This is a genomic window from Microtetraspora malaysiensis (assembly GCF_001528665.1).
GTDB lineage: Bacteria > Actinomycetota > Actinomycetes > Streptosporangiales > Streptosporangiaceae > Microtetraspora_A > Microtetraspora_A malaysiensis.
The window spans coordinates 142,586-153,563 of the sequence record NZ_BBYJ01000023.1 but is presented as its reverse complement, the minus strand read 5'-3'; the positions used below and the strand labels follow the sequence as shown (position 1 = coordinate 153,563).

The following is a 10,978-nucleotide window of genomic DNA, read 5'->3' as shown; positions in this document are numbered from 1 at the left end:
AAAGGCCCCATATGAGGAATCTGCGGATTTGATGCGGTAAGACAACTTTCCCGAACCAGCGACCCCGGAATGTGGACGCAGGTCGGTGCGACAGGAAAGCGGGACAGGGCGCGTGACAGCGAGAAGTGGGTGCGGCGGGAAAGCGGGACAGGGCGCGTGACAGCGAGAAGTGGGTGCGGCGGGAAAGCGGGACAGGGCGCGTGACGGCGAGAAGTGGGTGCGGCGGGAAAGCGGAGCGGAGTTCCCGACAGCGCCCGACCATGAGCGGGTTTCCCGACGGCGCCGGACCATGAGCGGGTTTCCCAGGTTGCGGCGAGAAGGAGCCCGAGGACGAGACGATGCGCCTACGGCGAGGAGCCGGTGCGGGGGTGAGCGGAGCGGAGTGCGGGTGGTTGTGGAGGCGCGCGTAGGACCGTGCCATGTACCACCGCGCCCGAAGCCGCGAAGCGGTGACGCCAGAGGCCGGCTATCACGGCGCGCCGGAGCAGCCACCCGCCGCAGCGCAGCGGTACTCATCAACGGCGAGATCCCGGAACGCTCCCTCACGACCGCCGTGACCCACACCGGCGCCGCAGCGCAACGGTCCTCATCGACGGCGAGGACCCGGAACGCTTTCCACTCGTGCCGTCACCGGACGACGGCGACCGGGCAGCGGGCGTGGTGCAGGACGCCGCGGCTCACCGAGCCGAGCACGGCGGCGCCGATCGTGCCGCGGCCGCGGGAGCCGACGACGACGAGGTCGGCCTTCTCCGAGGCGTCCACCAGGGCGGCGACGGGGTGCCCGCGCACGATGTCCAGCGTGACCTCGACGTCGGGGAACCGTTCCCGCAGGTCTCCGAGCTTTTCGTTGGCGGCCTGGCGGAAGGCGTGCTGGATCTCGTCCACGTCGTAGACGACCTCGGGTCCGAGGATGTGCACCGGGAGCTCCCACGCGCTGATCGCGCGCAGCCGGGTGCCACGCAGGTTGGCTTCCTCGAAGGCGTAGGCGAGGGCCGGGTCGCACTCCTCCGACTCGCTCACGCCGACCACGACCTCGCCGTGGGCCGTCGCGGGGGCGGGCCGTACGACGACGACCGGGGTGTGGACGTGCCCGGCGACGTGGGTGCTGACCGAGCCGAGCAGCATCCCGGCGAAGCCGCCCCGGCCGCGGCTGCCCACCACGAGTTCGGACGAGTGCTCGGCCTCCTGCCGCAGTACGGGGGCCGGGACGCCGTAGACCAGTTCGGTGGTCACTTCGACGGCGGGCTGCCGAGCCCGTACGGCCTGGCGGGCGTCGCGGAGGATCCGCTCGCCGGACTCCACGATGGACTCCTGCACGCCGGGGATCGGATAGCGCGGGATCTCGTACGGCAGGCGGTCGACGACGTGGAGCACGCGCAGCGGGAGCTTCTTGCGTGCCGCGTCGTCGGCGGCCCACTCCACGGCGGCGGTGGCGGCGGGGGAGCCGTCGGTGGCAGCGATGATCATGGTGTCCTCCTCGTTCGTCCCCGGCATATCCATGAGACGACCGCGGCGGAGCGGATTCCAGAGCCGCTGGTCCTCATGGGACGGGACCTTCCGCCTTCCCCCTAACGGCAACGCAAAGTCCGGAAATTTTCCCCAAAAGCATGTGCGCTCCTCCCGCGGGAAGGAGGGTGATCACGGCAGGTTCCGCCGATCTGGAGGCATCCCGTGGCTGTGGACGGAAGCGGGGACACAGGTGTGGAAAACCCTGTGGACACCTCTGTGGAAGACGCTGTGGAAACTGTGGACAACTGCGTCCTGGTCCTCAACACCGGCTCGTCGTCGATCAAATACGAGCTGATCGACACGGAGTCCGGGGGCCGGCTCGCCGTCGGCCTGATCGAGCGGATCGGCGACGGGCGGGGCGCGCTCACCCACACTGTGGCCGGGGCGGAGCCGTACGAGCTGCGCCGCGCCTTCCCCGACCACGAGTCGGGGCTGCGGGCGGCGCTGGACGCGTTCGCCCAGGCCGGCCCGGACCTGGGCCGGATCCCGCTGCGGGCGGTCGGGCACCGGGTGGTCCACGGCGCCGACCGGTTCACGGAGCCGGTCCTGGTGGACGACGACGTGATCGCCGCCATCGAGGAGCTGGCAAAATTCGCGCCGCTGCACAACCCGGCCAACCTGGACGGGATCCGGGTGGCGCGGGCGGCGTTCCCCGGCGTCCCGCAGGTCGCCGTGTTCGACACCGCGTTCCACCGGACACTGCCCCCGCACGCCTACACGTACGCGGTCCCGCGCGCCTGGACCGAGGAGCTGGGCGTGCGGCGGTACGGCTTCCACGGCACGTCATGCGCGTACGTCTCCCGGCTGGCGGCCGAGCTGCTGGACCGCCCCCTTGAGGAGACGAACATGATCGTGCTCCATCTCGGCAACGGCGCGAGCGCGACCGCGATCAGCGGCGGACGCAGCGTGGACACCTCGATGGGCCTGACGCCGCTGGAGGGGCTGGTCATGGGCACTCGTTCCGGTGACGTGGACCCTTCGCTGCCCTCCTTCCTGTACGGCACGGCCGGCCTGGGCGTGGCCGAGAGCCACGAGGCGCTGATGCGGGCCGGGGGGATGCTGGCGCTGGCCGGGGCGAGCGACATGCGCGAGGTCTGGGCGAAGGCCGACGCCGGTGACGAGGACGCCCGGCTGGCGCTCGACGTGTACTGCCATCGGATACGCAAGTACGTGGGGGCGTACTACGCGGTGCTCGGGCGCCTCGACGCGGTCGTGTTCACCGCCGGGGTGGGCGAGCACGACGCGCGGACCAGGGCCCGTTCCATGAGCGGGCTGGAACGGCTCGGCATCGCCGTCGATCCGGCCCGCAACCAGGGCGGCGAGGGCGCGCGGATCATCTCGCCGCCCGGCTCCGACGTCGCGGTGACGGTGGTCCCGACCGACGAGGAGTGGGAGATCGCGTCCCTGGCCCTGCGCCTGCTCGGCGGCTGACCCGGACCGCTCAGTACGGCCAGACCCAGTTGCGGATCATCGGCGCGTCCTCGCCGTGCTCCCGGGTGTAGACGCGGCAGCGCAGCCGCTCGTCGAGCATCCGCTGGCGCAGGTGGGCGGTGCGGGCGCCGAGTCCGGGGACCCGGTCGATCACGTCGAGGACGAGGTGGAACCGGTCGATGTCGTTGAGCATCGCCATGTCGAAGGGCGTGGTCGTGGTGCCCTCCTCCTTGTATCCGCGTACGTGCAGGTGGTCGTGGCCCGCCCTCTTATAGGTGAGCCGGTGGATCAGCCACGGGTAGCCGTGGAAGTTGAAGATCACCGGCCGGTCGGTGGTGAACAGCGTGTCGTACTCGGCGTCCGACATGCCGTGCGGGTGCTCGCCCGGCGGCTGCAGGCGCATCAGGTCCACGACGTTGACCACCCGGACCCGCAGCTCGGGCAGGTGTTCGCGGAGCATCGCGGCGGCGGCCAGGGTCTCCATGGTGGGCACGTCGCCGGCGCAGGCGAGGACCACGTCGGGCTCCACGCCCGCGTCGTTGGAGGCCCACTCGATGATGCCGAGGCCCCGGGTGCAGTGCGCCACCGCCTCCGGCATCGTGAACAGGTCGAGCGTCGGTTGCTTGCCGGCGATCACGACGTTCACGTAGTTACGTGACCGCAGGCAGTGGTCCCCGACCGAGAGCAGCGTGTTGGCGTCCGGCGGCAGGTAGACGCGCACGACCGAGGCCTTCTTGTTCATGACCACGTCCAGGAACCCGGGGTCCTGGTGGCTGAAGCCGTTGTGGTCCTGCCGCCATACGTGCGAGGACAGCAGGTAGTTGAGCGACGCCACCGGACGCCGCCATGAGATCCTGCGCGCTGACTCCAGCCACTTGGCGTGCTGGTTGAACATCGCGTCCACGATGTGGATGAACGCCTCGTAGCAGTTGAACAGGCCGTGCCGCCCGGTCAGCAGGTACCCCTCCAGCCAGCCCTGGCACAGGTGCTCCGACAGCACCTCCATCACCCGGCCGTCGGGCGCGAGGTGCTCGTCGGTGGGCAGCCGCTCGGCGTCCCACGCCCGGTCGGTGACCTCGAAAACCGCCTGCAGCCGGTTGGACGCGGTCTCGTCCGGGCCCATCAACCGGAAGTCGCGCGGGTTGGCGGCGATCACGTCCCGGAGGAACGTCCCGAAGATCCGCGTGGGCTCGCTGGTGGCGGTGGCCGGCGATTTCACCTCGACCCCGTAGTCGCGGAAGTCTGGCAGCACCAGCGGGCGCAGCAGCTCGCCGCCGTTGGCGTGCGGGTTCGCGCTCATCCGGCGCGGCCCGTACGGCACGTCCGAGGTGACCTCGGGCACCGGACGCCCGTCGGCGTCGAACAGCTCCTCCGGCCGGTAGGAGCGCATCCACTTCGCCAGGGCGGCCAGCCGCTCGGGGCGGTCCCGCACGTCGGCCAGCGGCACCTGGTGGGCCCGCCAGGTGCCCTCCACGGGCAGGCCGTCCACCTCACGCGGGCCGGTCCAGCCCTTCGGCGTACGCAGGATGATCATCGGCAGCCGGTCGCCCGACCCCGCCTTGATCTCGGCGATCCGGTCGAAGACCTCGTCCAGGGTGTCGGCCATCAGGCGGTGCATGATCGCGGGGTCGTCCCCGGAGACGATGTACGGGCGGTAGCCGTACCCCTCCATGAGCTTGATCAGCTCACTTTCCGGGATCCGGGCGAGGACCGTCGGGTTGGCGATCTTGTAGCCGTTCAGGTGGAGGATCGGCAGCACGATCCCGTCCTGGGCCGGGTCGAGGAACTTGTTCGAGTGCCAGCTCGCGGCCAGCGGCCCGGTCTCCGCCTCGCCGTCGCCGATGACGCACGCCACGACCAGGTCGGGGTTGTCGAACGCCGCGCCGTACGCGTGCGCGAGGGCGTAGCCCAGCTCGCCGCCCTCGTGGATGGACCCGGGCGTCTCGGGCGCGACGTGGCTCGGGATGCCGCCGGGGAAGGAGAACTGCCGGAACAGCCGGCGCATGCCCTCGGCATCCTGCGACACCGAGGGGTACACCTCGCTGTACGTGCCTTCCAGCCAGGCGTGCGCGACGGCGGCGGGCCCGCCGTGGCCGGGGCCGACGATGTAGATCATGTCCTGGTCGCGCCGCCGGATGATCCGGTTGAGGTGCGCGAAGCAGAAGTTCAGTCCGGGGGTGGTCCCCCAGTGGCCGAGCAGCCGGGGTTTGACGTCGGCGGGGGACAGCGGCTCCTTGAGCAGCGGGTTGTCGAGCAGGTAGATCTGCCCGACGGACAGGTAGTTCGCGGCACGCCAGAATGCGTCGATCTGCGCGATTTCATCCATGACCACGCCTGTACCCGGGAGCGGGGGCTTGATGGGCCCGAACGCCCCCGAACGAGCCGAACGCCGGGACACCCGGGACCTTCGTCCCTGCGGGCGGGCAGGGGGCGTGGGCGACTCTGGAGGCATGAACATCGACATGGCCGGGCTCCAGGAGCTTTCGCGGGCGGAATGCCTCTCCCTGCTGTCCTCGACGCCGATCGGCCGCGTCGTGTTCACCGAGCGCGCGCTGCCGGCCGTACAGGTCGTCAATTACGTGCTGGACGGGGAGGACGTGGTGTTCCGCACCGCCGCGGGCTCGCGCCTGTCGGAGGCCGCGCGCGGCGCGATCGTCGCCTTCGAGGCCGACCACTTCGACGAGACGAGCCGCACCGGCTGGTCGGTGACCGCCGTCGGCCCGGCGCGCATCGTCGAGGAGCCCGGCGAGGTCGTCCGGCTGGCCCGGCTGCCGCTGGTCCCGTGGGCGCCCGGCCACCACGACCAGCTCGTCGCCGTCCGCGCGGAGCTGGTCACCGGACGTCGGCTGCACTGAGGGGCCGGTTCAGGCGAGCGGGACCCGCCAGGACAGGCAGGTGCCCCGCGGCTCGCGCCGCTGCACCTCGAACGTGCCGCCGAGGAGCTCGGCCCGGTCGGCGAGGTTGCGCAGGCCGCTGCGCCGCCCCTCCTCCGGCACGCCGACGCCGTTGTCCGCGACCTCGAGCACGAGGACCTCCTCGCGGGCGTCCACCGTCACGGTCACCTCGGTCGCGTGCGCGTGCCGTACGACGTTGGACAGCGCCTCGCGCAGGACGGCGAGCGCGTGGTCGGCGATCTTGGGGGTGACGAGGGTGTCCACCGCCCCTTCGAGGAGGACGCCCGGCATGAAGCCGAGGTGGCCGCGCGCCGACTCCACCAGGTCCATGAACTGGCCGCGCACGGTGGCGGCCTTGTCCTCCCGCGGCGTGTGCAGCGCGAAGATGGTGGAGCGGATCTGCCTGATCGTGGCGTCGAGCTCGTCCACGACGTGCTGGACGCGCCCGGTGACCTCCGGCTTCTCCACCAGCCTGACGACGCTCATCAGCGTCATCGCCGCCGCGAACAGCCGCTGGATCACCACGTCGTGCAGGTCCTTGGCGATGCGGTCGCGGTCTTCAAGCAGGCCGAGGCGCTCGGCGTCCTTCCTGGCCTCGGCCAGTTCCAGCGCGACGGCGGCCTGGCCGGCGAGCGCCTGGACCATCCGCAGGTCTGCGGCGCTGAACGGAAGGCGCCCGGTGCGCTTGCCGAGGCCGAGAACGCCGCGGACGAGCCGCCCCTTGCCGAGGGGGACGGACAGCGCGGGGCCGGCCTTGGGCGCGCCGGCCGGGACGTCCGGGCAGGCCCTGATGTCGGCGATCTGCGGCTCGGCCGTGCGCAGCACCCGGCCGGCCACCGTGTCGCCCGCGGGCAGTTCGACGCCGAGCAGCTCCTTCGCGTCGAGCCCCTCGGCGATCTCGACGCGCAGCGTGTCCGGGGCGACGCCGAAGGAGATCGTCACCACGTCCGCGTCGGTCATCTCCCGGGTGCGCCGGGCCAGGGTCACCAGCACGTCGTGCGGGTCGGCCCCGGACAGCAGGCTCGTGGTCACCTCGGAGGAGACCTCCAGCCACGCCTCCCTGCGCCGGGTCTCCTCGTACAGCCGGGCGTTCTCGATGGCGACGCCGGCGGCGGTGGCGAGCGCGGTGACGATCGCCTCGTCCTCCTCGTCGAACTCGCCGTTGCGCTTCTCGGTCAGGTAGAGGTTGCCGAAGATCTCGTCGCGTACGCGGATGGGGACGCCCAGGAAGGAGCGCATCGGCGGGTGCCCGGCCGGGAAGCCGTACGAGTCGGGGTGGTCGGCGATGTCGCGCAGCCGGAGCGACTGCGGCTCCTTGATCAGCAGGCCGAGGAGGCCGAGCCCGTGCGGCCAGTGCTCGATCCTGGCGATCTCCTCCTCGGTCAGGCCGACCGGGACGAACTGGACCAGCGTCCTCTCCTCGCCGATCACGCCGAGCGCGCCGTACGAGGCGTTGACCAGGGCGGTGGCGGACTCGACGATGCGGTGGAGCACGGTCTCCAGGTCGAGCTCGCTACCGACCGAGACCACGGCCTCCAGCAGCGAGTGGACCCGGTCGCGGGTGGCGAGCACGGCCTCCAGCCGGCTCTGCAGCTCGGTCAGCAGATCGTCCAGCCGCATTCGCGGAAGGAATGATCCTGATTCGGTGTCCGCCATCTCGCACCCTCTCAAAGTGATACCACTCCGGGCATAGCACACCGCCCGCCCTCTTCGCGAGGACGGGCGGCCGAGGGGGACGTAACTTCGGTCACTTCAGAATGGGGAACCGCTGGACGAGCGCGGTGCCGCCCCACCAGCGGCCGATGCCCAGGGTGTCACCGGCGTTCGCCAGGGCGAGCCCGGCGATGACGACCATGTAGATCACGTGCTCGTCGAGGAAGGGGTTGGTCGCGAGGGGCAGCTCGGCCGCCCACATGAGCATGAGGAGCAGGCCGCCGGCGATCGCGGCGACGCGGATGCCCGCACCGAGGATCAGCGCGGTGCCGATCCCGGCCAGGCCGATCATGAAGAGCCAGTCGGCCCAGCCCTGCCCGGCGAGTGAGGAGAAGAAGCCGCCGAGCGTGTTCTCGGCCGTCCCTTTGAGGAATCCGGTGGTCGGGCTGCCGCCGTTGATCCACGCCTTGTTCCCGGGGGTGGCGAACCCCAGGCCGAATAGTTTGTCCAGGAAGGCCCAGAGGAATATCCAGCCGATCGCCATGCGGGCGATCCCCCAGACGTACTCCACCGGCCTGCGCGCCGTCATCGCGTGCGCGCCCGGTCCCGGGACTACATCCGCGTCCTGCCGACCGCGCCGCTCCGTGATCGCCATCGTGAGCCCCTTTCCCTTTCGTCTGTGCTGCCTCAAGTGCATCGCGATCTCGGGATCGGCGGCAGTGCCGTACGGCTCGGGCTCGGTGGCCCCGAGGTCCCGGCCCGCAGGGACCTTCGGCCCGGTCGCGACGGTCAAGGAGGAACGGCCCTTTCTCCAGGACTTTGGGCCCTAGCGGGACATGCCGTTACCAATGGCATGGTGGATCACGTGAATCGGGCGATCCGGCATGAATGAACGAGAACTCCGGGAAATCCCCCGGGACGAGTCGCTGCGGCTGCTCGCCTCGGTGGCGATGGGCCGCGTGGTGTTCACGCTGCACGCGCTCCCGGCGATCCGGCCGGTCAACCACATCCTCGACGACGGCGACATCATCATCCGGACCCACCTGGGCGCGGCCATCACGGCCGCCGCCGCCGACAGCGACGGCACCGTGGTCGCGTACGAGGCGGACGCGATCGACCCGCACGACCATCTCGGCTGGAGCGTGATCGTCGTCGGCACCGCCCGCCTGGTCAGGGACCGGGGCGAGATCGAGCGGTACAGCGAGATGCTGCGGCCGTGGGTCTTCGGCAACATGGACCACGTGATCCGGATCCATCCCGAGGTCGTCACGGGATTCCGGCTGACGCCCCTCGACGAGCCGGTGCCGGCCGCGGACCGCTGACGCCAGGGCGACCTTGCGGCGTTTTCTCGTAAAGAACGCCCTTTGTCCAGTTTGGCGGCGAAGGGCGCGGTTAGCGGGGGCCGCATGAAGGCACTCACCTGGCACGGGAAACGCGACGTACGGGTCCAGGAAGTCTCCGACCCGGCGATCAAGGAATCCACCGACGCCGTCATCAGAGTCACCACGACCGGGATCTGCGGCTCCGACCTGCACCTCTACGAGCTGTTCGGGCCCTTCATGATGGAGGGCGACGTCCTCGGCCACGAGCCGATGGGCATCGTCGAAGAGGTCGGCGCCGACATCAGGAACATCAAGCCCGGCGACCGGGTGGTCATCCCGTTCACCATCTCCTGCGGGCACTGCTTCATGTGCGACCGTCAGCTCTACGCGCAGTGCGAGACGACCCAGTGCCGCGACCACGGGATGGGCGCCGCCCTGTTCGGCTACACCAAGCTGTACGGCGAGGTGCCCGGCGGGCAGGCGGAGTACCTACGCGTCCCCCAGGCCCACTTCGGCCCGATCAAGGTGCCCGAGGGCCCTCCCGACGAGCGGTACGTCTACCTCTCCGACGTCCTGCCCACCGCCTGGCAGGCCGTCGAGTGGGCCGACATCCCCGAGGGCGGGACCGTCGCCGTCTTCGGCCTCGGCCCGATCGGCCAGATGTGCTGCCGCATCGCCCGGCACCTCGGCCGCCGGGTCATCGCGGTGGACGGCGTCTCCGAGCGGCTCGCCATGGCGCGCAGGCACGGCGTCGAGACCGTGGACCTGGGCAGCCACACCGACGTCGCCGAGGCCATCCGCGAGATGACCGCGGGCCGCGGCCCCGACTCCGTGATCGACGCCGTCGGCATGGAGGCGCACGGCTCTCCATTCGCCAAGATCGCCCAGAGCATCACCAGCATGCTGCCCGGCCGGATGGCCGCGCCGCTGATGGAGACAGCGGGCGTCGACCGGCTCTCCGCGCTCCACCACGCGATCGAGACCGTACGGCGCGGCGGCACCGTATCGATCATCGGCGTCTACGGCGGCATGACCGACCCGATGCCCATGCTGCGCATGTTCGACAAGGGCATCACGCTGCGGATGGGCCAGACGCACGTCAAGCGCTGGATCGACACGCTGCTGCCGCTGGTCAACGACGACAAGGACCCGCTGGGCGTGATGGACCTCGCCACGCACCGCCTGCCGCTCGACCAGGCGCCGTACGGCTACGAGATCTTCCAGAAGAAGCGCGACGGTGCGATCAAGGTCCTGCTCAATCCGTGATCGTGACCGAGCAGGCGGAGCTCGCCCAGGCCAGGTAGGCGGGCGTCCGGTCGGTCACGACACCGTTCACGCCGTAACCGGCCAGGCGCTGCCAGGTGTCCCGGTCGTCGGCGGTGTACGCGTACACGGACAGACCGGCCGCCTGGTAGTCCCGGACCCGCGTCCGCGTCAGGCGGTCGTACCGTACGCCGACGAAGGAGAGCCCCTCGGTGGCCGAGGGGCTGGGCGCGGTGGACGAGAGCAGCCCGCGGGCGGCCGGGATGGTGCGCACCGCCCGCAGCGCGGCGGCGGAGAAGGACATCAGGCTCGCCCACCGGCGCGCGTCCAGCGCCGTGTAGAGCTCGCGCAGCTCGCGCAGGTCGCGCGCGTCCGGGACCTGTTTGAGCTCCACCAGGACCCGCCCGCCGCGATCCCGGACCAGCCGCAGCGCGTCCGCGAGGGTCGGGAGCCGCTCGCCGTCCGGGGTGCGCAGCGCGCGGAACTGCGCCAGCGTCATGTCCGCGACCCGCCCCGACCCGGTGGTCGTACGGTCCACCGTGGCGTCGTGCATGACCACGGGGTAGTGATCGCGAGTGAAGTGCACGTCCAGTTCGACCCGGCCGGAGCCCGCGTCCAGCGCGTACGCGAAGGCGGAGAGCGTGTTCTCGTCAGCCCCGTACCCCCGATGGGACACCACCTTCGGAGCGGGACAGGACGACGTGGTGGCCAGTTGGGTGTGCCCCGTCCGGGGGTCGAGGATCGTGATCAACAGGAGCGCGCTGCCGAGCGCGTTGGGAAGGCCGACTGCCATACGACCTATGATGCTCACGTTCCGTAGTCGTTAGCTTACAAATCGTTGACAACGGCTCGATTATTTCCACGCTCGCGCGCTACGCTCGCATAGCGGACCAAACGAGAGGGATC

Annotated in this window: 9 protein-coding genes; 4 read left to right on the top strand and 5 right to left on the bottom strand. The window is 70.7% G+C overall.

Annotation, left to right across the window (positions count from 1 at the left end):
* Positions 1-627: 627 nt before the first annotated feature.
* The gene (locus AWQ71_RS28420; RefSeq protein ID WP_067138505.1) at positions 628-1,467 is read right to left on the bottom strand and encodes a universal stress protein; all 840 of its coding nucleotides are present in this window, start codon (positions 1,465-1,467) and stop codon (positions 628-630) included.
* Positions 1,468-1,737: 270 nt separating this feature from the next.
* Between AWQ71_RS28420 and AWQ71_RS28415 the strand changes: the two genes are divergently transcribed.
* A complete protein-coding gene (locus tag AWQ71_RS28415) occupies positions 1,738-2,940 on the top strand; it encodes an acetate/propionate family kinase (RefSeq protein WP_245658529.1) in 1,203 nt (400 codons plus the stop codon).
* A 10-nt stretch (positions 2,941-2,950) separates the two neighbouring features.
* Here AWQ71_RS28415 and AWQ71_RS28410 read toward each other — a convergent pair whose 3' ends face one another.
* Positions 2,951-5,392: a phosphoketolase family protein gene (locus AWQ71_RS28410; protein WP_084259388.1), complete on the bottom strand. Its 2,442-nt coding sequence runs from the start codon at positions 5,390-5,392 to the stop codon at positions 2,951-2,953.
* On the opposite strand from AWQ71_RS28410, the gene AWQ71_RS28405 reads away from it, so the two are divergent.
* A complete protein-coding gene (locus tag AWQ71_RS28405; protein ID WP_067138458.1) occupies positions 5,391-5,795 on the top strand; it encodes a pyridoxamine 5'-phosphate oxidase family protein in 405 nt (134 codons plus the stop codon). The genes AWQ71_RS28410 and AWQ71_RS28405 overlap by 2 nt on opposite strands.
* A 9-nt stretch (positions 5,796-5,804) precedes the next feature.
* Here the strand turns inward: AWQ71_RS28405 and AWQ71_RS28400 are convergent, their stop codons facing one another.
* Positions 5,805-7,490, bottom strand: coding sequence for a sensor histidine kinase (locus AWQ71_RS28400; protein WP_067138456.1), 1,686 nt, complete (start codon positions 7,488-7,490; stop codon positions 5,805-5,807).
* 91 nt (positions 7,491-7,581) lie between these two features.
* Positions 7,582-8,142, bottom strand: a complete 561-nt coding sequence (locus AWQ71_RS28395) for a hypothetical protein (RefSeq protein ID WP_067138501.1) — start codon at positions 8,140-8,142, stop codon at positions 7,582-7,584.
* Positions 8,143-8,371: 229 nt separating this feature from the next.
* On the opposite strand from AWQ71_RS28395, the gene AWQ71_RS28390 reads away from it, so the two are divergent.
* Entirely contained in the window at positions 8,372-8,809 is a 438-nt protein-coding gene (locus AWQ71_RS28390) for a pyridoxamine 5'-phosphate oxidase family protein (protein ID WP_067138454.1), read from the top strand.
* 84 nt (positions 8,810-8,893) lie between these two features.
* The gene (locus tag AWQ71_RS28385) at positions 8,894-10,075 is read left to right on the top strand and encodes a zinc-dependent alcohol dehydrogenase (RefSeq protein ID WP_067138452.1); all 1,182 of its coding nucleotides are present in this window, start codon (positions 8,894-8,896) and stop codon (positions 10,073-10,075) included.
* Here AWQ71_RS28385 and AWQ71_RS28380 read toward each other — a convergent pair.
* Positions 10,065-10,865 (bottom strand): glycerophosphodiester phosphodiesterase, encoded by an 801-nt coding sequence (locus tag AWQ71_RS28380; RefSeq protein ID WP_067138450.1) that lies wholly within the window; start codon positions 10,863-10,865, stop codon positions 10,065-10,067. The two genes, AWQ71_RS28385 and AWQ71_RS28380, sit on opposite strands and share 11 nt — an antisense overlap.
* Positions 10,866-10,978 lie beyond the last annotated feature (113 nt).

Bases quoted from the DNA above. Each gene is read 5' to 3' on its own strand.
- AWQ71_RS28420 (WP_067138505.1), bottom strand. From the start codon at position 1,467: ATGATCATCGCTGCCACCGACGGCTCCCCCGCCGCCACCGCCGCCGTG.
- AWQ71_RS28405 (WP_067138458.1), top strand. From the start codon at position 5,391: ATGAACATCGACATGGCCGGGCTCCAGGAGCTTTCGCGGGCGGAATGC.
- AWQ71_RS28410 (WP_084259388.1), bottom strand. From the start codon at position 5,392: ATGCCTCCAGAGTCGCCCACGCCCCCTGCCCGCCCGCAGGGACGAAGG.
- AWQ71_RS28400 (WP_067138456.1), bottom strand. From the start codon at position 7,490: ATGGCGGACACCGAATCAGGATCATTCCTTCCGCGAATGCGGCTGGAC.
- AWQ71_RS28395 (WP_067138501.1), bottom strand. From the start codon at position 8,142: ATGGCGATCACGGAGCGGCGCGGTCGGCAGGACGCGGATGTAGTCCCG.
- AWQ71_RS28390 (WP_067138454.1), top strand. From the start codon at position 8,372: ATGAATGAACGAGAACTCCGGGAAATCCCCCGGGACGAGTCGCTGCGG.
- AWQ71_RS28385 (WP_067138452.1), top strand. From the start codon at position 8,894: ATGAAGGCACTCACCTGGCACGGGAAACGCGACGTACGGGTCCAGGAA.
- AWQ71_RS28380 (WP_067138450.1), bottom strand. From the start codon at position 10,865: ATGGCAGTCGGCCTTCCCAACGCGCTCGGCAGCGCGCTCCTGTTGATC.